Source organism: Streptomyces sp. NPDC101225, from assembly GCF_044767585.1.
GTDB lineage: Bacteria > Actinomycetota > Actinomycetes > Streptomycetales > Streptomycetaceae > Streptomyces.
The window spans coordinates 249,425-270,156 of sequence record NZ_JBIWOE010000001.1; the positions used below are offsets into that span (position 1 = coordinate 249,425).

A 20,732-nucleotide genomic window follows, 5' to 3' on the forward strand; every position below is an offset into this window, starting at 1 on the left:
GCCCGCCCCCGACCCTCACCCCCGTGGGCGGGCGGTTCGGGTACCCGAACGGTGGGGCGGCCGCGGGGGGGCGGCCCCCCCCGCCGGGTACCGCCCCGGGCTACGTCGGCTGCCGCGGCGCGTGGACGGCCTCGATGGTCAGGGTGTCGTGGGCGATGTCCGTGCGGTCCCGCACGGTCACGTGGACGACGAGCTGCTCGCCCGCACGTCCGAGACGGCCCGCGACGGTGACCTTGTGGCCGTTCACCTCGACCCGCACGGGCGCCCCGGCGGCCGCGGAGGCGCTGACGACGTGCCGTGGCCCCGCGGGCCACACGGTCACGCACGAGCTGAACGCCTCTCCGGCCGCGACTTCGATCCGCGCCGGAGTGAGGATCATGAAGTCCTTGAGGTGCCTGGAGCCGCTGCCCGGGGGAATCCGATGACTGGTCATGCTGTCAGCGTGCGCCGCCGTCGTCGGGGTGAGGAGGTGACGGTCGGCCCGTGCGCGGGGCCGATCGCGGCGGGCCCCGGGGCCATGTGGCCCCCTGACGTCGCCGCGGGGGGAAGGACGCGGACGCCGGCCGTGGCAGGGCGGGTGAGCGGGAGCCGATCGGCGCGTCGCAGGGGCCGAACGGCCCTACCGGCGCCGGGTCGCGCGAGAAGACTCGGTCGCAGCGGCACCCGGGGCGCGCGGTCCAGGAAGGACGGCACCGGCCCGGGGCGCAAGGGGGCGGACCTCGCGCGGACGGCGCGCCGAGACGTACGGAGCGGACCATGGTGACACCAGGGCGAGCACCGATCGTGGTCGGCGTCGATCCGGGCCCGTCCCACCGCCGCGTCCTCGCCTGGGGCGCCGACGAGGCGGACCGGCGCCGGGTGCCGCTCCGCCTGGTGCACGCCCAGGGCGCGTCGCCCGCCGGGGACAGGTACGGACACCGCGGCGGGAGCGGGCTCACCGATGACCGGCGCGGCGTCGCGGAGCACGCCCTGCTCGACGCGGCCGCCTTCGTCGCCGACCGCCACCCCGGCTTGGAGGTCTCGACCCTGCTCGCCGCGGACGATCCCGTGCCGCTCCTGCGCAGGCACGCCCGCACGGCCGCGGCCGTGGTGCTCGGCTCGCACCGGCTGCGCACCCGGGAGGGGCTGTTCACCTCGGCGTCCGTCGCGCTGCCGGTCATCGCGGACTCCGACTGCCCCGTGGTGGTCGTGCGGGACCGTGAGCAGGCCGACGGATCGGCACCGCACTTCGTCGTCGGGGTGGACGTCGGTATGGACGGCCGCCGCCACTCCGTGGCCGCCGTCGACCACGCCCTCGCGGAGGCGGCCCTGCACCGTGCGACGGTGCGGGTGCTGTACGTGTGGCGTCCGCCCCTGCTCGGCGTCCTCGACGAGCAGGCCGCCCTGCGCGAGTCCCGCGCCCTGCTGTCGGCACTGGTGGCCAGGCGCCGGGCGGCCCACCCGGACGTGGAGGTGCGCCACGAGGTGATCCGCGGCCGGCCGGCCCAGGTCCTGGCCCGGGAGTCCGCGCACGCGCTCGGGCTCGTCGTGGGCATCCGCGGCGGCCCCGCCGGCGTGCTGCTCGGCTCGGTCGTGCAGGGTGTGCTCGACCGCGCCCGCTGCCCGGTCGTGGCCGTGCCGCGGCGCGAGGGGCGCCGGTCCCCGCGCCGCCGCCCGCACGCCGGCCGGGCCGTCCGCCGCGCACAGCGCACCGCGGTGCGCCGCGTCCGACGCCTCGCCGGTTTCGCGCGCTCCTGGCCGGGGACGGCGCGCAGGGGCCGCCGGTCGTGGGTCCGGCACGGCGGACAGGCGCGACGGGGGCTGGCGATGCGGCGATGGCGCCGATGGGCGGGCCTGCGCTGGTGAGCCGGCCGCCGGGGCGGACTCCGGCGGGTGGCGGGCGCCGTCACTCCGCCCTGAGGACCGCGTCGGCCGGCCGTCGCGGGGTCGCCTGGCCGCGGGGGACGTGGCCGAGGCGCAGGATCATCTGCGGGAACTCGCCGCGCGTGATCGTCGTGCGCACCTGCTCGCGCAGCCAGGGCACTTCGAGCGGCTGCGTGTGGAAGGCCGCCTCGGCCCAGCGGACGGTCGCGTGCAGCAGGACGCGTTGCAGGGCCTGCCCGGCGCGCAGCCAGTCCTCGCGCGTGTCGCGCGCGGTGGCGAGGACGATGACCAGCCCCGTGGCGGCGGGCCACACCGCCGGCACGGCGGGCACCGCGCCCGTCACGCGGAGGAAGTCCCGTCCGACCAGACCGGTGCGGTCCGGACGGCCGTCGCAGGAGGCGAGCGGGACACCGTCCGGGGAGCCGTCCCGGCCGGGCCGCGTCCAGTGGGCCAGCTCGGCGCGCCGCGCGGGGTCGCCGCGCTGGACCGCTTCGGCGGCACGGACCAGTTCTGCCAGGTGACGGCGGGCGTACGGGGCCCGCACCGGGTACAGCTCCGCGCCCTCGGCCCGTGCGTGCGCGCGCAGTTCGGCGACGAGCGGCGGCGGCAGCGGGGTGGTCCGGAACGGGCCGCGGTGCGTGTGCCGCTGCCACAGCGCCCGGTACATCAGGTTCTCGCCGGCGCTCGGCGGGGCGTACGGACCCCAGCCGGCCCGGGCGAGACGAGCGGGGTCCCGTGGCTCGGGGAGCAGCCGCACGACCGGCCGGTGGCCCAGCCGCCGCATGGCCACACGGGCGTTGAACAGGGCCGCGCCACAGCTGATCAGCTGCTCGCGCCCGTCCGGGTCGCCGAGCGGCAGCCGGCGCCCGCCGTCCGCGTACAGGTCCAGCGCGCCGTCCCGGTGGGTGAACAGCCAGGGCTGGGTGTTGTGGACCGAGGGCGCGGCGACGGCCGCGCGGACCAGTCGGCGGGCCGCGTGGTCGACCTCGGGGTGCGCCGTGTCCATGGCGGGCCGCCGTTCGTCCGCGCCCGGCGTCTCGCGGGCGTTCACCGGTGCGGCACGACGGCGACGGGGCAGCGCGCGTGATGGATCACCGTGCGGGTGACCGGGCCGGTGTGCGGCCCGACGCGGCTGTCGTGGACACGGCGGCCGACGACGAGCAGTCCGGCGCCCGTGCCGGCACGGACCAGATGGGGTGCGGCCCCGCCCGCGGCGACGGTCTCGACGACGTCGACGCCGGGGTACTTGTCGCGCCAGTTCTGCAGCACCGCGCCGAGGAAGCCGCGCCGGTCCTCCTCGCCCGCCGGGCCCGTGCCGGCGGCGGGCTCGCCCGGGCCCGGTGCCATGCCGTCCGCGTCGCTCCAGGCGTGCAGGGCGTGCAGCCGCGCACCGCGCAGCCGGGCCGCCTCGAACGCGAAGCCGATGACCTCGTCGCAGGCCGTGCGCACGTCGATGCCGACGACGACGTCACGGTACGGCGTGCGGAGCGAGGGGTTGCCGTCCCCGTCCGGCAGATGTGCGTCCTCCGCCCGCTCCCCGGCCTCGATCAGGACGACGGGCCGGACCGCCCGCGCCGTGAGGGCCTGGGCCACCGATCCGACCAGGAATCCGGTGCGGCCGCTCAGCCCGCGCGCGCCGACGACCAGCAACTCGGCCCGGCCCGCGGCGTCGGACAGGGCCGTGAGGGCCGGCGCCTCGACGTGCTCGTCGGTGACCCACATGTCGGGGCAGATCCGCGCGACACGGTCCGCGGCCCGGTGCAGGACGCCCCGGCCCACATGGTGGCGCACCATGCGCGCCGCGCCGCAGGACTCCCGCTCCGGGGTCCACTCGGAGGCATGCACCAGACGCAGGGGGCGATCGCGGCGCAGCGCCTCGCGTGCCGCCCATTCGACGGCGGCCAGGCTCTCGGGGGATCCGTCGACCCCGACGACGATCGGTCGTGACATGGCAGGCACCTCCGCGGTCTCCTCCGCCCGGCTGTCCCGGTCCGGTTCCCATCGTCGTGCGGGAGTCCGGGGCGCCGGAGGGGCCGGCGGTCCCGCCCCTGGGTCCTTGTGGCCCCCGTGCGCGGACGTGCCCGCGCACGGCGGAGGCCGGCGGTCCGGCGCCCGTCGCCTATCCGGCGTCCCGGTGGCGCAGGGCGGCCAGGCCGGTCGCGACCAGCGCCGCCGCGACCGCCGTGACCGCCGAGGCGGCGCCGGTCGTCCAGCTGTCGGCGGGGAGTTGGGGGAGGTGCTGGAACGGGGACAGGCCGAGCAGCCAGCCGGGGAGGCCGAGCACGTCGCCGAGCACACCGGCCACCAGGCACAGGCCGAGGACGGCCCAGGCGGCGCCCACGGCACGCGGCGCCAGCCCGGTCAGCGCGGTCGCCACCCCCGCGAGCACCCACAGCGCCGGCGCGTAGGCAAGGGCGGCACCGAGCAGGCGCAGGATCTGCCCGGCGTCGTGGCTGACGAGCGCGTAGGTGAGGCCGGTGCCCAGGCCCGCCGCCCCCAGGACCAGCACGCTGCCCAGGACGGCGACGGAGAGGTGGCTGCCGGCCCAGCGCAGCCGGGAGACGGGCGTGGCCAGCACGGGTTCGGCGCGCAGCGCGGTCTCCTCGCCGCGCGGGCGCAGGGCGGACTGGACGGCGAAGCCCGCGCCGACCAGGGCGACGGTGAGCAGCGAGCGGGTGAGGTAGGCGTCGGTGATGCTCGTCCCGCCGAAACTGGCGATCACCTTGCGCATGGTGTCGTTGTCGCCGACGAGGTCCTGGACGTCGTCCGCGACCCAGCCGTAGGCGATTCCGGCGAGGAACACGGCGCAGCTCCAGCCGATCAGGCTGCCGCGCTGCAGGCGCAGCGCGAGCCCGAGCGGCCGGCCGAGGCCCGGGGCGGCGCGCGACCGGCCGGGGCGCGGCGGCACGAGACCCGCGCCGAGGTCGCGCCGGGCCGCGAGGACCGACGCGAGGGCGAGTGCCGCGGCCGCGCCCCCGGCCGCCAGGAGCAGCGGCCACCAGCGCTCGCCGGCGAAGGGCCGGGTCTTCTGCACCCAGCCGATGGGGGAGAACCAGGACGCGGTGCCGTCGCCGATGTCCCCGACGGCGCGCAGCACGAAGGCCAGCCCCAGAACGGCGCCGGTGCAGCCGTGCACCACCCGCGTGTTCTCGCTGACCTGCGCGGCCACGGTGGTGAAGGCGGCGAAGACCAGACCGAGGGCGAGGAAGGACGCGCCGAAGAGGACCGAGCCCGCCGTCGGCAGGCCCAGCGCGAGCAGACCGAGGGTCACCGCGGTGGCGACGGCCGTGTTCATGCCGGCGATCACGAGCAGCGCGGCGGCGACGCCCGCGTGCCGTCCGGTCGGCAGGGCGCGCACCAGCTCGGCGCGGCCGGCCTCCTCCTCGCCGCGGGTCTGCCGCCCCACCGTGAAGATGCTCATCAGGGCGACCATGACGAGCCCGATCGTCCCCGTCTGGAAGGCCACCTCACCGCCCATCGTGTCGAGGGCGAGGGCCGGTCCGTTGAAGGCGATGGCGGCGGCGTTGCCCTCACTGCCCCGGGCCGCCACGTCGAGATCGTGCTGGGTGGGGTAGAGCCCTTTGACGGCGGCAGCGGTGAGCAGCACCAGCAGCGGGACCGCGACGACCCAGACGGCGATGCGGACCCGCTCCCGGCGCAGCAGGCACCGGGTGAGCGTGCCGGTGCCCGTCAGCTCGACCGCCCCGGTGCTCACGGCGGGCCGCCGTCGCGCCCGGCCGCGCCCGGACGGGCGTCCGGCCTCCCGCGTTCCCCGGCCAGTTCGTCGCCGTAGTGACGCAGGAACAGTTCCTCCAGGGTGGGCGGCCGGCTGGTGAGTGTGCGGATGCCGAACGCGGTGAGCAGGCGTACGGCCGCGTCGAGGTGGTCGGTGTCGACGTCGAAGCGGGCGCGGTGCCCGTCGGTGCGCAGGTCGTGCACGCCGGGCAGGGTGTCCAGGCCGGCCGCCGGGCGGGCGGTGTGGACGTCGACGGCCGTACGGGTCAGGTGGCGCAGTTCGCTGAGCGTGCCGCTCTCCACGGTCCGCCCGGCCCGGATGATGTCGACCCGGTCGCACAGGGCCTCCACCTCGGCCAGGATGTGGCTGGACAGCAGCACGGTGCGGCCCTCGGCCTTGACCTCGCGGATGCAGTCCTGGAAGACGGTCTCCATCAGCGGGTCCAGCCCGGACGTCGGCTCGTCGAGGATCAGCAGCTCGGCGCCGGAGGCAAGGGCGGCGACCAGGCCGACCTTCTGCCGGTTGCCCTTGGAGTAGGTGCGGGCCTTCTTGGTCGGATCCAGTTCGAACCGCTCCAGCAGCTCGTCCCGCCGGGCCGGGTCCAGGTCCCCGCGCAGCCGGCCGAAGACGTCGATGATCTCGCCGCCGCTCAGCTTCGGCCACAGGGAGACGTCGCCGGGTACGTAGGCCAGCCGCCGGTGCAGGGCGACCGCGTCCCGCCAGGGATCACCGCCGAGCAGAACGGCCTTCCCGGCGTCGGGGCGCAGCAGGCCCAGCAGCACCCGGATCGTGGTGGTCTTGCCCGCGCCGTTGGGCCCGAGGAAGCCGTGCACCTCGCCGGTGGCCACGGTCAGGTCCAGCCCGTCCAGCGCCCTGGTCGCGCCGAACGTCTTCACCAGGCCCGAGACGGAGACCGCGGCGGCCGGCCCGTCTGTGGCGGGGGTCTCGGCGGCGGTGGACGGGACGGTCACGGCGCGCTCTCCTCCCGCGGCCCGGGCCGGTCGGGCCGGATGCGGAAGACGGGGATCTGCTCGGCGATCCGCTTGAACTCCGCCGGCGGAGCGTGCCGGTCCACGGGCAGATGCGGCCGGGCTCCCGGGGCCAGCGCGAGATAGCGGCGCAGGACGGGCGCGCGATCGGCGCTCTCGACCTCCTCCAGTCGTACGGCCGTGCGACGGCCGTGCCGCAGTACCGCCCGGCCGTCGGCCGCGCGGACGTTGCGCACCCAGTTCGTGTCCCGGCCGAGCATCGCCACCAGGTAGTGCTCGCCGTCGAGGTCGGCGACCACCAGGGGGAGCGAGCGGCGGCGTCCCGTACGGCGCCCGGTCACCTCCAGCGTGACCACACGCCTCGGTCCCAGCCCGGCCGAGGCCAGGAGCACCGTCTGCCGGTTCATCATCCGGGCCGGCCCGTTGGGGCGGCCCCGGCGGTACAGCCACCGGTCGAACCGGTGCAGCAGTCCTGCCGAATCCTCATGTCCCATGCCTTCACACCCGCTTCGGCCTGCGATCGGGCCCCGGGTGCCGGCGCTGTCGCCGCGCACCCGAGGCAACGTTCCGAGCCGCGCCTGCTCGGCGTCGGCGAGCACCTCGCACCGGCGGAGCGGTTCGCACCCGCCGGGCGCTGGGCTCACCCTCCAGCGTCCGTGGACACGCCCGTGTCCCGCAGAGGCCGAACGGCTCTGTCCCGGTGCCATGGGGCCGTTGACCGGGGGCCGCCGGACCCACCGCGCAGGACGGTCGGCCCGGCGTGGCCGCCGGCCCCTCGGGGGTGCCGCCGACGGTGCGCCGTTCCCCGAGGAGGCGGATGCCCGCTCCCGCGCATCCCGCGCATCCCTGGAATCCGTCCTCGCGGATCAGGAGGACGGCCCCGGCGGGCGCCGCGTCGCCCCGGCCTCCAGCCACGCCGTCGCCGTCGCACAGCCCCTCGTGCGTCCGCCGCCCGGGGAGGCCCGCCGACCGGGCCCCGCGCACGGCCCGGAACTATGCCGAGCGCCGAGTGCCGCCTCGCCACGGCGGTGCGGCCGTCCGGTGACCGTCGTCCCAGGAGTGGGCGGCCCGGTCGATCTGGCGCCGCAGCCGGGCCTGCAACTGGTCGACCGCCTCGTGGCCGGTGGCCTCCTCGGCGGTGACGACCACCGGCCGGCCGCCGACGCTCAGCTCGGCCACGGCCGACCAGGGCAGGTCGGCATGGGCGGCGGCCCGCACGATGCGCACCTCGCCGGTGACGGCGGGCAGTCCGGACCGGCCGACGACGGCGTCGATCTTCACGCGCGCGTAGGCGAGGCTCGCCTCGTCCACCGCGCCGTCGCAGCGCAGCCGCACCGCGGGCGCGTCCTGGTTGTTGTCGCCGTTCATGGTGACTCCTTTCCTTGAAGGTGCGTGGGCCGTCAGGCGGCGGAGCCGGGCAGCCACAGGTCGGGTCCGAAGACCTCGTACCGGATGAGCCGGGCGGGCACTCCCGCGCCGAGCAGTTGTGCACGGACGTCGCGCATGAAGGGCACCGGGCCGCACAGGTACACCGTCGCCCCGTCGGGGAGTTCCACACCGGAGAGGTCCATCAGGCCGGTGCGGGCGGCCGGTTCCTCGGATCCGGGGCGCTCGTACCAGAACACCGAGCGGGCACCCGGCAGTTGCTCGACGAGGTCACGGGTCTCGGCGCGCAGCGCATGCTCGCCGGGGGAGCCGTCGGCATGCAGGACCAGCACCTCGCGGGTCGAGGCGTCGGCCTCCAGCCGGGCCAGGATGCCCGTCATGGGAGTGCAGCCGATGCCCGCCGAGATCAGCACCAGCGGGCCGGTGGCACGCTCCCGGTCGTCGAGGAAGACGTCGCCGAAGGGCGCGGAGAGCGTCAGCCGGTCGCCCTCGTGGACCTGGCTGTGCAGCAGGTTGGAGACCTCGCCGCGCGGCGCGGCGGCCGTGCCGGTCACCCGCTTCACCGTGATGCGCCTCAGCTCCCGGCCCGGGTCCGAGGACAGGCTGTACTGCCGCAGCTGATCGACTCCGTCGGGCATGCGGACGCGTACGCTGACGTACTGGCCCGCCCGCGCCCGCGGGGCCGGCCGGCCGTCCGCCGGGCGGAGCAGGAACGACACCACGTCCGGGGTCTCGGCACGCCGCTCGACGACCGTCCACCGCCGCCAGCCCTGCCCCGGATCGACGCCCGCCTCGTGGTAGAGGCGCGCCTCCCGGCCGATCAGGGCGCCGGCCATCAGCCAGTACACCTCGTCCCAGGCCGCGGCCACCTCCGGGGTCACGGCGTCGCCGAGGGTCTCGGCGATGGCGGCGAACAGGTACTTGTGCACGAGGGTGTACTGGTCGTCGGTGACGCCGACCGCGGCGTGCTTGTGCGCTATGCGGTCCAGCAGGGCGTCGGGCCGGGTGTCCGGCTCGTCCAGCAGCGCGGTCGCGAACCCGGCGATCGAGCCGGCCAGCGCACGCCGCTGCTCGCCGTTCGCCTGGTTGCCCCGGTTGAACATGCCGTCCAGCAGCTCCGGCCGGTCCCGGAACATCGCCCCGTAGAAGCGCGTCGTGATCTCGTCGAGCGCTCCCGCCACCGCGGGCAGGGTGGCACGGACCACGGCGGCGGACTCTGCGGACAGCATGGGGCCTCCCGGGTGCGGGGATCGAGGTGCGAAGCGGACCGCGTCGACTGCGCGGCCCCTTCTGTCTAGCAGGGGTGCGACCAGGGTTCGACGCCCGTGACGGCCGCGGACCGAAACAGGGACCTACGGCCCAAGGACTCGGGCGCATCGGCCCAACGGCCCTGCCGCGGCCTGGGGCCCTCCGGCACCGCCTCCCTCCCCGCCCGGCCCTGTCCCGGCCGTGCGGGACGGCCGGCCGGGGGCGCCGGGAGCGCCCCCGGCGGGGGACGCGCCCGCGCGGGATGGAACCGTGCGGGCACGCGGCCGACGACCCGTGTGCGGCCGCGGCCCTTCGCCGGGCCGTCCCCCTGGCGGGTGCCGTGACCGGTAGGGACGGGGGGAGCCCCTGGGATGCCGTGCGCGGCGTTCCCGCCTGATTCAACAGTGCCTCCTGGGCCGCCCGTCCGGGTGGGGTGACCGGACCTGACCGCGGGCCCTTCGGTCCTTGCCGGCGAGGCGCGTGCGGTGACCGGCCTGATGCGATGTCACGGGGGTCTCCCACGGGGGCCGTTCGGCCCCCGGTGAGGGACGTGAGGCACCTCCTGTCCCACCCGCGCCGCCCGGAGACTGGCCTGGCATCCCCCCAAGGAGGTCCGTACATGTCCACGATCACTGTCGGTCTCGACGGTTCCCCGCAGAGCCTGGCCGCCGCGGACTGGGCGGCCCGCGAGGCCGAGCAGCGCGAGGCCGTCCTGCTCCTCGTGCACGGCTGGGACCAGACGCCGTACGTGCATCCGCCGCTCGGCGGGATACCGGCGCCCGGCGCGGTCGACACGCAGGGAACGTGGGCGAAGAGCCTGTTGCGGCAGACGCGTTCACGGCTCGCGGACCGTCACCCGGCACTGCGGATCGAGACCGAGCACAGCGGGGACCACCCCGTCGCGGCCCTGCTGGCCGCCGCCGAGGACGCCGACCTGCTGGTGCTGGGGTCGCGGGGGCTCGGTACGGTCGCCGGGCTCCTGGTCGGATCCGTCGCCCTCGCCCTGGTGGCCCGGGTGGAGCGGCCGGTGGTCCTCGTACGGGCCGATGAGCGGGCCGTGGACGAGCATCTGCCGGACGCCTCGGGGACCGAGTCCACCGGCACTCCCTACCGTGACGTCGTGCTGGGCATCGACCTGGAGCAGCCCGGGGAGTCCGTGATCCGCTTCGCCTTCGAGGCGGCGCAGCGCCGTGCGGCCGGGCTCCGGGTCGTCCACGGCTGGAGTCTGCCGGCCTCCCGCGGCTACGGAGCCGCCATGGACGTGGGGCTCAACGAGGAGCAGGCCGGGCTGATCCGGCAGCGGCTGACACAGGCGCTGCGGCCGTGGCAGGAGAAGTTCCCCGGCGTGGACGTGCGTGAGCAGGCCGTGATCGGCAGTGCCGGCCGTCATCTCGTGCAGGCCTCACGCGACGCGGCGCTGATCGTCGTCGGGCGCACCAACCGCCGTGCGGCCGTGGGCAGTCACATCGGCCCGGTGACCCACGCGGTGCTGCAGCACGCCGTCGCGCCGGTCGCGGTGGTGCCGCACGACTGAGGCGCCGCAGCCGGCCGACGCGCCGCAGCCGGCCGTCGGCAGGGCCGGTCGGCCGGGCGAGTCACTGGCCGGGTCAGTGGGCCTGGTCAGTGGGCCTGGTCAGTGGAGCGAGGCGGGCCAGGCGCAGGCCACCGCGACGATGACGCCCAGATCCAGCAGGACGCCCACGCTCAGCCACGGATCGAACCACACCGCCTTGAGGACCAGGCCGCTCGACGCGGCGACGAGAGCGGCCGTGGGCCACCAGCCGCCGCCCGCCAGCACCCCGGCGCCGGCGACCACGTACACCACGGCCGTGTACCAGGCCAGGGTGAGCGCCGCCGTCCTGGCCGCCGCCGTGGAGACACCCGCGGACGCCAGCAGCCACGAGTGCCCGGGGGTGAAGGGTGCCGGGGCGCCGCCGGACTGCGGCTGCGGCGCCGTCCAGACGCCGGGGTGCAGCAGTCCGTGCACCACCAGGAAGGCGGCGACCAGCAGCTCGGTCATGCCTGCTCCTCCGGCCCGGACGGCTCGGTCCCGCCCATGTCGAGGCGGAACGGCGGGTAGACGTCCGTCATCAGGCCGGCGTAGGCGGCCACCCGCAGCACCCACCGGTTGAGGCCGAGGATCAGGTCGAACAGGCTGCGGGGGTACTTCTCGGTGAAGGCCAGGGTCACGGCCGCGATCACCGCGAGCACGGCCACCAGGCCGCCGTCCCACCAGCCGAGGTGGTAGCCGCCGAGGAAGAACCCGATGATGATGTAGTGCGGGATGGCCAGCAGCCACCACTTCACCAGCACCAGTCCCCGGGACAGGCGTTCGGGATAGGCGATGTCCAGCCGGGCGGGGTAGTCGGGCTCCTCGCCCAGGCTGAACGGCGGATAGCGGTCGGTGCCCAGGGCGCCGTACGAGTAGTAGGCGACGCGCCAACTCCAGCGCAGGACACCGAGGTTGAAGTCGAACAGGGACCGTGGGTAGCGCTCGGTGAACAGGATGCTGACGAACGCGACCACGCTGACCAGGGTGAAGGCGATCCACAGGAAGAACAGCACCACGTAGTGGGGAATCAGCAGGATCCACTTCACCAGCCACAGCCAGCGGGACAGCTGCGGGTCGAGCACCGCGTTCACGCGTACGGGACGGTCCGTCGCACTCGCCGGGCTCGTCATGGCGATCAACTCCTTCGGCCCGTGGCGCCGCGGCGGCGACCTGGGCCCAGGATCAGCGTCGTTCCAAAACACCGCGCCGGGCATGGGCCGTCGGGGGTGGTCCCGGGACCGTCGGTCCCTGTCGTGCGGGGCCGGTCTCAGCCGCCGCCGGACCCACTCGCGTCCGCGTCGGTGAGACGGATGCCGGTGATCAGGTCGGGCCGGATACGGACGGCGTAGTCCATGGTCTGCTGCACCCAGGGATGCAGCAGCCGCCGGTAGCGGTCGATCTCCCGCGGATCGGTCACCAGGTGCGCGAACCCGGTGGCCACGACGCTCCAGCCGAGGTGCGTGCGCGGGTCGATGGCGTCGGCCTCGTAGGCCACGACCACGCCCGTGGACGCCGATTCCCGCGTGCGGGAGGTGAGGGCCGCGCCCTCATGGGTGCGGATGACGATGTCACCGTCGTCCAGGATGTGGTTGACGGGCCGGATGGTCGGCAGCGCGTGCCGGGTGAAGACGATCCTGCCGAGGGACACACTGCCCAGCAGACGCCAGGCTTCGGCCCGGTCGAGCTCGATGCTCCGGCGCGGTCCCACGAGGGCCGGGTGGGTCTGGCGCATGGCGAAATCCCGTACGGGTCGGCGGCTCACGTCTGCCGATCATTGGAACGCACACCGGTACGCCCCGTAAGGGCCGTTCGGCCCCAGTCCACGTCCGGTCGGCCCTGGCCCCACGGGGGAGGCGGGGGCGTGACGCGGGGCCGGGCGGGTAGCGGGAAGGAGAGACGCCCGGGATCAGGGCCGACCGGCCCTGGACCCCGGACAGGCGAGCGAGGAGTATCCCGACACCGGGCGCCGGTCGCGGAACCCGGCGCGGCGCGCAGGAGAGGAGCATCCGATGGCGGACGGCGAGCGGTCGGGCCCCGACGGCCCGATCCGGGTCTTCCTGCTGGACGACCACGAAGTGGTGCGGCGGGGGGTGCGCGACCTCCTCGACGACGAGGCGGACATCACCGTGGTCGGCGAGGCCTCCACGGCCGAGCAGGCCCTGGTCCGTGTCCCGGCGCTGCGCCCGCAGGTGGCGGTGCTCGACGTGCGGCTGCCCGACGGCGACGGCGTGAGCGTCTGCCGGGAGCTGCGCTCGCGGATGCCCGAGCTGGCCTGCCTGATGCTGACCTCGTTCGACGACGAGGAGGCCCTGCTGGACTCGATCATGGCGGGCGCGTCCGGATACGTCCTGAAGCAGATCCAGGGCTCGGACCTGGTGTCGGCCGTGCGCACGGTCGCCTCGGGCCAGTCGCTGCTCGACCCGAGCGCCACGACGAGACTGATGGCCCGCCTGCGCGGCGGGCAGGAGCAGGAGGAGGAACCGGACGCGCTGCCGGGCCTGACCGACCGCGAGCGCGAGATCCTCACCCTGATCGGCGAGGGGCTGACCAACCGGCAGATCGGCCGGCGGCTCTTCCTGGCCGAGAAGACCGTCAAGAACCACATCTCCCGGCTGCTGGCCAAGCTCGGCGTCGAACGGCGCATCCAGGCCGCGGTGATCGCCACCCAGGCCCAGGACCGGCTGCGCCGGCAGGGCGGCTGACACCCACCCGGGCCGAACGGCCCCGGATCGCCCCCGTACGGCCCAAGCCCCGCACGGCCCGCGGTCCGCAGGCTGGCGGCAGACCCCGGACACATGCCGGGCGACGACCGGGAGGGCGACGGACATGACCGTACGCGTGGGCATCAACGGCTTCGGCCGCATCGGACGCAACTACCTGCGCTGCGTGCTGGAGCGGGCGGACGACGGCACCGGCGCACCCGTCGAGGTCGTGGCCGTCAACGACATCACCTCACCGGCGACGCTGGCCCATCTGCTGGAGTTCGACTCCACGTACGGCCGCCTGCACCGCACCGTCGAGCACGACGGGCACTCCCTCACGGTGGACGGCCGGCGCATCGCCGTGACCGCCGAACGCGACCCGGCCGCCCTCGCCTGGGGCGAGTACGGCGCGGACGTCGTCATCGAGTCCACCGGCCGCTTCCGCACCCGCGCGCAGGCCGCGGCCCACCTGAAGGCGGGCGCCCGCAAGGTGCTGCTGTCCGTCCCGGGCAAGGACGTCGACGCCACCCTCGTCATGGGGGTCAACGAGAACACCTACGACCCGGACGTCGACCACGTCGTCTCCAACGCCTCCTGCACCACGAACTGCGTCGCCCCCATGGTGAAGGTGCTCCACGAGCACTTCGGCGTCGTCAAGGGGCTGATGACCACCATCCACGGCTACACCAACGACCAGGTGGTCCTGGACGGCCCGCACAAGGACCTGCGGCGCGGCCGCAGCGCCGCCGTCAACATCATCCCCACCAGCACGGGTGCCGCCCGTGCGGTCGGCCTCGTCCTGCCCGAGCTGGCCGGCACGCTCGACGGCATCGCCGTGCGGGTGCCCGTGGAGGACGGCTCGCTGACCGACCTCGGTGTGGTCCTGAGCCGGCACGTCACCGCGGACGAGGTCAACGCCGCCTACCGCGAGGCCGCCGACGGGCCGCTGAAGGGGGTGCTGCGGGTCTCGGACGCCCCGATCGTCTCCCGCGACGTCGTCGGCGACCCCGCGTCCTGCGTCCTGGACGCCCCGCTGACCCAGGCCAACGGCGAGCTGGTCAAGGTCTTCGGCTGGTACGACAACGAGTGGGGCTACACCAACCGGCTCCTCGACCTCACCGAGTACGTCGCGGCCCGCCTCCCGCGCACCTGACCGGCCCGGAAGCGGCCTGATCCTCCCGGAGCCCGTACCGCGGCCCGCCGCGGACGACTACCGTGGCACCTGACCGGCGTGGTGGCCGTCGGCGGTGTCAGGGAGTTGGAGGAGCACCGGTGGGAAGCCCTGAGGAGCCCCAGGACGCGCGTGTACGGCTGCCGCAGCTGAGGCTCGACGAGCTGCTGGAGGAGCTGCAGGCACGGCTGGACGCGGCGCGCGGCACCCGTGACCGGGTGCACAGCCTCCTGGAGGCGGTGCTCTCGGTCGGCCGCGAACTCGACCTCGAACAGGCCCTGCACAGCATCGTGGAGGCCGCGGCGGCCCTGGTCGACGCCGAGTACGCCGCGCTCGGCGTGATCGGCCCCGACGGCAAGCGGCTGTCCGCCTTCCACACGATCGGTGTCAGCGACGAGACCATCGCCGAGATCGGCCCCTACCCCGAGGGGCACGGCATCCTCGGCGAGCTCATCCGGCACCCCGAGCCGCTGCGGCTGGCCAAGATCTCCGAGCACCCGGCGTCGTACGGCTTCCCGGCCCACCATCCGCCGATGAACACCTTCCTCGGCGTCCCCATCCGGGTCCGTGACCAGGTGTTCGGCAACCTCTACCTGACCGAGAAGCGGGGCGGGGCGCAGTTCGACGAGGAGGACGAGTCGGTCCTGGCCACGCTGGCCGTGGCGGCCGGTGTGGCGATCGACAACGCCCGCCTGTACGAGGAGTCCCGGCTGCGCGAGCGCTGGCTGCAGGCGAACGCGGAGATCACCCACGGCCTGATGTCCGGCGGGCCGAGCGTGGAGGTGCTCAGCCTGATCGCCGAGCGGGCCGGAGAGATCACCTGCTCGGCCCTGGCGGCGGTCGCGCTCCCCATGGAGGACACCGGCAGGCTCTCGGTGGAGATCGCGGTCGGGATGGACTCCGAGGCGCACCGGGGCCTCGTGCTGCCCATGGAGACGAGCCTGATGGGTCTGGCCTTCACCGCGGGCGCGCCGGTCACCAGCGAGGACGTCGTCCACGACGAGCGGGTCTCCCCGGAGCCGCCGCGTTTCCAGGGGCTCGGCCCCGCCGTCGCCGTGCCCATCGGGGCGAGTGGCACGGGTGCGCGCGGTGTGGTCCTGCTGGCGCGCAGGGCGGGCCGGCAGGTCTACGAGGCCACCGAGATCGATCCGCTGCAGTCCTTCGCCGCGCAGGCCGCGATCGCCATGGAGCTCGCGGAGCGCCGGCGCGACGCCGAGGAGGTCGCGGTGCTCAAGGACCGCGACCGGATCGCCCGCGACCTGCACGACCTGGCGATCCAGCGGCTGTTCGCGACCGGCATGACGCTGCAGAGCGCCGGCCGCTTCATCGAGCACGAGGAGGCCGCCGGCCGCGTGGCGCGCGCGGTCGACGACCTGGACGAGACGATCAAGATCATCCGGTCGACGATCTTCGGCCTGCGGGCCCGTGAGGACGGCGCCGGAACGGGTCTGCGGGCCCGCGTGGTGCGCGTGGTCGGCGAGGCGAGCCAGGTGCTCGGCTTCGCGCCCAGTCTGCGGATGGAAGGCCTGCTGGACACCGATGTGCCGCGGGAGGTCGCCGATCACGTCGTGGCCGTCCTGTCCGAGGCCCTGACCAACGTCGCCCGGCACGCCGGGGCCGGCCGTACCGACGTCGTCCTGGAGATGGACGGCCGGGAGCTCCGGCTCACGGTCGCGGACGACGGCGTGGGCATCCCGCCCGACGGCCGCCGCAGCGGCCTGCGCAACATGGCCGAGCGGGCCGAGCAGCTGGGCGGGGACATGACGTTCGGTGCCGGACCCTCGGGCGGCACCGTGCTGGCCTGGCACGCGCCGGTGACACCGCCGCAGTAGCGCCGCGCGAGGGCCCGTGACGGTGCCCCGGTTGAGCCGGCGGCGGGACGACGCGGCCCTTCCGGTACGAGCCCACAGGCCCCCTCGCAGGGCCGTTCGGCCTCTGCAGTCGCTCCTCGTCCGCGGTGAGGCTGGTGGTGGCCGTCCCGGCTCGACGGGACGGCATGCGGATGGTGCACGGCCGGAGCCGGACGGGCCGGCCGGCGCACCCGCGCACCGGCCTCGTCGAGGAGCAGAACATGAAGGCAGCGGTCGTCACCGACTTCGGCAAGCCCCTGGAGATCCAGGACCTGCCCGTTCCCGAGCCCGGCCCCGGCCAGGTGCTCGTGGAGATGGAGGCCTCCGGGCTCTGCCACACCGACATCCACGCCGCCCACGGCGACTGGCCCGTCAAGCCGCGGCCGCCGTTCGTGCCCGGTCACGAGGGTGTCGGTCCGGTGCGGGCGGCCGGTGCGGGCGTCTCGCCCGACCTGGTCGGCCGGCGGGTGGCCGTGCCGTGGCTCGGCTCGTCCTGCGGCACCTGCCGCTACTGCGTGTCCGGCTGGGAGACCCTGTGCGAGTCGCAGGTCAACTCCGGCTACTCCGTGGACGGTTGCTACGCGGAGTACGCCGTCGCCGACGCGGGCGCGGTCGTCCGGGTGCCCGACGGTGTGTCCTCCTTCGAGGCGGCGCCGCTGACCTGTGCGGGCGTCACCACGTACAAGGCGATCAAGGTCGCCCACGTGGTCCCGGCCGAGCGCGTCGCGATCTTCGGCGTCGGTGGCCTGGGCCACCTCGCGCTGCAGTACGCCCGTCTCGTGGGCGGTCTGGTCACCGCCGTCGACCTGGAGCCCGACAAGCTCGGACTGGCGCACCGGCTCGGCGCGGACCAGATCGTCAACGCCCGTACCCACGACCCGGTCGAGGAGATCAGGAAGGCCGGCGGGGCGGACGTGGCCGTCGTGCTCGCCGCCGCGCCCACGGCCTTCGAGCAGGCGTTCCGGTCGCTCAACCGCGGCGGACGTCTGGTCATGGTCGGCCTGCCCGCCGACAATGCCTCCATCGACGTGCCCATCTTCGACACGGTCCTCGGCGGCATCTCCGTCATCGGCTCGATCGTGGGCACCCGCCAGGATCTGGCCGAGGTCTTCGCGCTGCACGCCGCCGGACGGACCCGTGTCATCGCCGAGCCCCGGCGTCTCGACCAGGTCAACGACTCCTTCGACGAGGTCCTCGGCGGACGGGCCGAGGCCCGGCTCGTCTTCGAGTTCTGAGTTCCGGGGACCCCGGGGCCCAGGGAGAGGCAGCAGAACATGGCCACCGTCACCGTGGGTGCCGTACGGGAGCGGGCGCCCGCCGAACGCCGCGTCGCGCTCGTTCCCGAGGCCGTCACCCTCCTGCGCCGGATCGGGCTCGACGTCCTGATCGAGGCCGGGGCAGGGGCCGGAGCCTGGTTCACGGACGCCGACTACGCCGACGCCGGCGCGGGCGTCGTGGCCCCGGAAGAGCTGTACGCACGCGCGGACGCCGTCCTGTGCGTCGGCCCGCCGGACCCGGAGACCGCCCGGGCGCTGCGCGGCGAGCAGATCCTGATCGGGCTGCTCGAACCGCTGCGCCGTCCGGACCTCGTGCGCGAGCTGAACCGGCGCGGGGTGCGCACGGTGAGCCTCGATCTGCTGCCGCGCACCCTCAGCCGCGCCCAGTCCATGGACGCGCTGACCTCGCAGGCGAGCGTCGCCGGCTACAAGGCGGCGGTGCTGGCGGCCGACTCCTACGACCGCTTCTTCCCGATGCTGACCACCGCGGCGGGCACGGCCCGCCCGGCCCAACTCCTGGTCCTCGGCGCCGGCGTGGCCGGACTGCAGGCGATCGCCACCGCCCGCCGCCTCGGCGCCGTCGTCACGGCGTACGACGTTCGCCCCGAGTCACGGGAGGAGGTGGAGTCGCTCGGCGCCCGATTCCTGGACATCCAGCGCCCGCCAGGCACCGGATCGGGCGCCGGGCAGGGCGGCTACGCACGGGAGTTGTCCGAGGCGGAGCAGGCGGCGCAGCGAGCGGCGCTGGACGCGCACGTCGCCCGTACGGACATCGTCATCACCACCGCCCAAGTCCCGGGCCGCACACCGCCGTTGCTGGTCACGGCCGCCGCCGTCGAGGCGATGAGGCCCGGTTCGGTCGTCGTCGACCTCGCCGCGAGCGAACTCGGCGGCAACGTCGAGGGTTCGACACCCGACAAGACGGTCGTGCTGGACAACGGTGTCACCGTGATCGGCGCCGGACACCTGCCGTCCGCGATGGCGACCGCCGCCTCCACGGCCTACGCCCGCAACCTCGTGGCGGTCCTGCGCCACCTCGTGCACGACGGCCGGCTGTTCCTCGACCCGGCCGACGAGATCACGGCCGCGCTCACCCAAGGAGCCCCCTCATGAACGACCTCGACCTCCTCACCGCGATCACCGTGTTCGTCCTGAGCGTCCTGGTCGGCGTCGAGGTCATCAGCAAGGTCCCCGCGACCCTGCACACGCCCCTGATGTCCGGCTCGAACGCGGTGCACGGCATCGTCGTGATCGGCGCCATGCTGATCGCCGCGGAGTCGCACACCCGGCTCGGCTACGTCCTCGCCTTCGTGGCCATGGTGTTCGGCGCGATGAACGTCGTCGGCGGCTACGTCGTCACCGACCGGATGCTGGAGATGTTCAGGACCACGCCCCGCGACGGCGGCAAGGACAAGGGGTGAGCGCCGTGGACACCGTCTCGAACGCCGTGCACTACGTCTTCCTGGCCACGGCCGTCTGCTTCGTGCTCGGCCTGCACCTGATGAACCACCCCCGAACGGCCCGCCGTGGCAACGCGATCTCCGCCGGAGCCATGGCCGTCGCGATCGCCGCCACGGTGTGGCTGGTGGCCCACGAGGGCACGATCACCACGACGGGCTGGCTCGTGCTGGTCTCGGGCGGTCTCGTCGGCGCCGCGCTCGGCCTGTACGCCGCGCGCGAGGTCAAGATGACCGCCATGCCCCAACTGGTCAGTCTGTTCAACGCAGTCGGCGGCGGGGCGGCCGCGCTCATCGCGGTCAACGACCTGCTCCAGGCCGATCACCCGGGCGCGCTGGGTGCGCGGGTCTCGCTCCCGGGAGCGCTGGACATCGTCATCGGCGCGGTCACCTTCTCCGGCTCGCTGGTCGCCGCGGGCAAGCTCCAGGGCGTCGTCTCCGGTGCGCCGGTGGTGTTCCCGGGCGCGCGGCTGCTGAACGCGGTGCTGCCGCTGTCCTTCGTCGCCGGCACGGTCTGGCTGGTGCTGGAGCCGCAGTCCCGCACCCCGCTGTACGGTCTCGCGGCCGTCGCCCTGGTCTTCGGCGTGACGATGGTGCTGCCGATCGGCGGCGCGGACATGCCGGTCGTGATCGCCCTGCTCAACGCCTTCACGGGATCGGCGGTCGCGATGGCGGGCTTCGTCCTGGACGAGACCGCGCTGATCATCGCGGGCATGCTGGTCAGTTCCTCGGGCGGCATCCTCACCAAGCTGATGGCCGACGCGATGAACCGGTCGGTCGCCGGCATCGTGGTGGGCGGCTTCGGCACCGGGGACGAGGTTCCCGCGTCCGCCGGCGGACCACCGGCCCAGGTGCGGGCGGTCTCCGTGGACGACGTGGCGATCCAGCTGGCGTACGCCGGCAAGGTCGTCCTCGTCCCGGGCTACGGCCTTGCCGCGGCGCAGGCCCAGCACGAACTCGGCTCCCTGGCAAAGCTGCTGACCGAGCACGGGGTCGAGGTCAGCTACGCCATCCATCCGGTCGCGGGGCGTATGCCGGGGCACATGAACGTGCTGCTGGCGGAGGCCGACGTGCCCTACCCCCAGCTGAAGGAGATGGACGAGGTCAACCCGGAGTTCCCGCAGGCCGACGTCGCCCTCGTCATCGGCGCCAACGACGTCACCAACCCCGCCGCCCGCCGCCCGGGCAACGCGATCTCGGGCATGCCGATCCTCGACGTCGACAAGGCGAGGAGCGTCGTCGTCATCAAGCGCTCGATGGGCCACGGCTACGCCGGGATCGACAACGAGCTCTACACCGACCCGAAGACCGGCATGTTCTTCACCGACGCGAAGAAGGGACTGGCCGAACTCAAGGCGGCCGTCGGCGAGTTCGTCGGATGACCCGCACGGTCGGGGGGCCCCCCCCCAACCCGCGGGGGCCCGCGACCCGGCCGGGGGGGCGCACGACAAGCGCACCAAGTCGAACGCCCCGCGCCGGCCCACCCCCCCACACCCCCCCC

Annotated in this window: 20 protein-coding genes; 9 read left to right on the top strand and 11 right to left on the bottom strand. The window is 74.8% G+C overall.

Annotation, left to right across the window (positions count from 1 at the left end):
- Positions 1-100 precede the first annotated feature (100 nt).
- Complete coding sequence (locus ACIRPX_RS01165; RefSeq protein ID WP_404187167.1) at positions 101-433, bottom strand: hypothetical protein; 333 nt, start codon at positions 431-433, stop codon at positions 101-103.
- Between the two features lie 323 nt (positions 434-756).
- Here ACIRPX_RS01165 and ACIRPX_RS01170 point away from each other — a divergent pair, with 323 nt between their 5' ends.
- Entirely contained in the window at positions 757-1,845 is a 1,089-nt protein-coding gene (locus ACIRPX_RS01170; protein ID WP_404187168.1) for a universal stress protein, read from the top strand.
- Between the two features lie 40 nt (positions 1,846-1,885).
- Here the strand turns inward: ACIRPX_RS01170 and ACIRPX_RS01175 are convergent, their stop codons facing one another.
- The 7 genes from ACIRPX_RS01175 to ACIRPX_RS01205 all read right to left on the bottom strand — a co-directional run bounded on the left by ACIRPX_RS01175 (position 1,886) and on the right by ACIRPX_RS01205 (position 9,203).
- Positions 1,886-2,914: an Acg family FMN-binding oxidoreductase gene (locus ACIRPX_RS01175; RefSeq protein WP_404187169.1), complete on the bottom strand. Its 1,029-nt coding sequence runs from the start codon at positions 2,912-2,914 to the stop codon at positions 1,886-1,888.
- A complete protein-coding gene (locus tag ACIRPX_RS01180; protein ID WP_404187170.1) occupies positions 2,911-3,813 on the bottom strand; it encodes a universal stress protein in 903 nt (300 codons plus the stop codon). The genes ACIRPX_RS01175 and ACIRPX_RS01180 overlap by 4 nt, the downstream gene beginning before the upstream one ends.
- Before the next feature lie 169 nt (positions 3,814-3,982).
- Positions 3,983-5,578 (bottom strand): ABC transporter permease, encoded by a 1,596-nt coding sequence (locus ACIRPX_RS01185; protein WP_404187171.1) that lies wholly within the window; start codon positions 5,576-5,578, stop codon positions 3,983-3,985.
- Positions 5,575-6,570 carry an ATP-binding cassette domain-containing protein gene (locus tag ACIRPX_RS01190; protein ID WP_404187172.1) on the bottom strand — a complete coding sequence of 332 codons (996 nt, stop codon included), beginning with the start codon at positions 6,568-6,570 and terminating at the stop codon, positions 5,575-5,577. Before ACIRPX_RS01190 ends, ACIRPX_RS01185 begins: the two co-directional genes overlap by 4 nt.
- Entirely contained in the window at positions 6,567-7,082 is a 516-nt protein-coding gene (locus ACIRPX_RS01195) for a nitroreductase family deazaflavin-dependent oxidoreductase (protein ID WP_404187173.1), read from the bottom strand. Before ACIRPX_RS01195 ends, ACIRPX_RS01190 begins: the two co-directional genes overlap by 4 nt.
- Positions 7,083-7,581: 499 nt before the next feature.
- Positions 7,582-7,956, bottom strand: a complete 375-nt coding sequence (locus tag ACIRPX_RS01200; RefSeq protein ID WP_404187174.1) for a hypothetical protein — start codon at positions 7,954-7,956, stop codon at positions 7,582-7,584.
- 32 nt (positions 7,957-7,988) lie between these two features.
- Complete coding sequence (locus tag ACIRPX_RS01205) at positions 7,989-9,203, bottom strand: globin domain-containing protein (RefSeq protein WP_404187175.1); 1,215 nt, start codon at positions 9,201-9,203, stop codon at positions 7,989-7,991.
- 638 nt (positions 9,204-9,841) lie between these two features.
- Between ACIRPX_RS01205 and ACIRPX_RS01210 the strand changes: the two genes are divergently transcribed.
- Complete coding sequence (locus ACIRPX_RS01210) at positions 9,842-10,756, top strand: universal stress protein (protein WP_404187176.1); 915 nt, start codon at positions 9,842-9,844, stop codon at positions 10,754-10,756.
- A 99-nt stretch (positions 10,757-10,855) separates the two neighbouring features.
- On the opposite strand, the gene ACIRPX_RS01215 is transcribed toward ACIRPX_RS01210, so the two are convergent.
- From ACIRPX_RS01215 to ACIRPX_RS01225, 3 genes are all read right to left on the bottom strand, one after another.
- On the bottom strand, positions 10,856-11,242 hold the full coding sequence (locus tag ACIRPX_RS01215) for a hypothetical protein (protein WP_404187177.1): 387 nt from the start codon (positions 11,240-11,242) through the stop codon (positions 10,856-10,858).
- The gene (locus ACIRPX_RS01220; RefSeq protein ID WP_404187178.1) at positions 11,239-11,904 is read right to left on the bottom strand and encodes a DUF4389 domain-containing protein; all 666 of its coding nucleotides are present in this window, start codon (positions 11,902-11,904) and stop codon (positions 11,239-11,241) included. The genes ACIRPX_RS01215 and ACIRPX_RS01220 overlap by 4 nt, the downstream gene beginning before the upstream one ends.
- 137 nt (positions 11,905-12,041) lie before the next feature.
- Complete coding sequence (locus ACIRPX_RS01225) at positions 12,042-12,506, bottom strand: pyridoxamine 5'-phosphate oxidase family protein (RefSeq protein ID WP_404187491.1); 465 nt, start codon at positions 12,504-12,506, stop codon at positions 12,042-12,044.
- A gap of 277 nt (positions 12,507-12,783) precedes the next feature.
- On the opposite strand from ACIRPX_RS01225, the gene ACIRPX_RS01230 reads away from it, so the two are divergent.
- The 7 genes from ACIRPX_RS01230 to ACIRPX_RS01260 all read left to right on the top strand — a co-directional run bounded on the left by ACIRPX_RS01230 (position 12,784) and on the right by ACIRPX_RS01260 (position 20,613).
- Positions 12,784-13,476, top strand: a complete 693-nt coding sequence (locus ACIRPX_RS01230; RefSeq protein ID WP_404187179.1) for a response regulator — start codon at positions 12,784-12,786, stop codon at positions 13,474-13,476.
- A 124-nt stretch (positions 13,477-13,600) separates the two neighbouring features.
- Positions 13,601-14,629 carry a type I glyceraldehyde-3-phosphate dehydrogenase gene (gene gap, locus ACIRPX_RS01235; RefSeq protein WP_404187180.1) on the top strand — a complete coding sequence of 343 codons (1,029 nt, stop codon included), beginning with the start codon at positions 13,601-13,603 and terminating at the stop codon, positions 14,627-14,629.
- Between the two features lie 119 nt (positions 14,630-14,748).
- Complete coding sequence (locus ACIRPX_RS01240) at positions 14,749-16,479, top strand: GAF domain-containing protein (RefSeq protein ID WP_404187181.1); 1,731 nt, start codon at positions 14,749-14,751, stop codon at positions 16,477-16,479.
- 239 nt (positions 16,480-16,718) lie between these two features.
- Positions 16,719-17,732, top strand: a complete 1,014-nt coding sequence (locus tag ACIRPX_RS01245; protein ID WP_404187182.1) for a zinc-dependent alcohol dehydrogenase — start codon at positions 16,719-16,721, stop codon at positions 17,730-17,732.
- A 39-nt stretch (positions 17,733-17,771) separates the two neighbouring features.
- Entirely contained in the window at positions 17,772-18,887 is a 1,116-nt protein-coding gene (locus ACIRPX_RS01250) for an NAD(P) transhydrogenase subunit alpha (RefSeq protein WP_404187183.1), read from the top strand.
- Positions 18,884-19,195 carry an NAD(P) transhydrogenase subunit alpha gene (locus ACIRPX_RS01255; protein ID WP_404187184.1) on the top strand — a complete coding sequence of 104 codons (312 nt, stop codon included), beginning with the start codon at positions 18,884-18,886 and terminating at the stop codon, positions 19,193-19,195. The genes ACIRPX_RS01250 and ACIRPX_RS01255 overlap by 4 nt, the downstream gene beginning before the upstream one ends.
- On the top strand, positions 19,192-20,613 hold the full coding sequence (locus ACIRPX_RS01260; RefSeq protein WP_404187185.1) for an NAD(P)(+) transhydrogenase (Re/Si-specific) subunit beta: 1,422 nt from the start codon (positions 19,192-19,194) through the stop codon (positions 20,611-20,613). Before ACIRPX_RS01255 ends, ACIRPX_RS01260 begins: the two co-directional genes overlap by 4 nt.
- Positions 20,614-20,732: the final 119 nt, after the last annotated feature.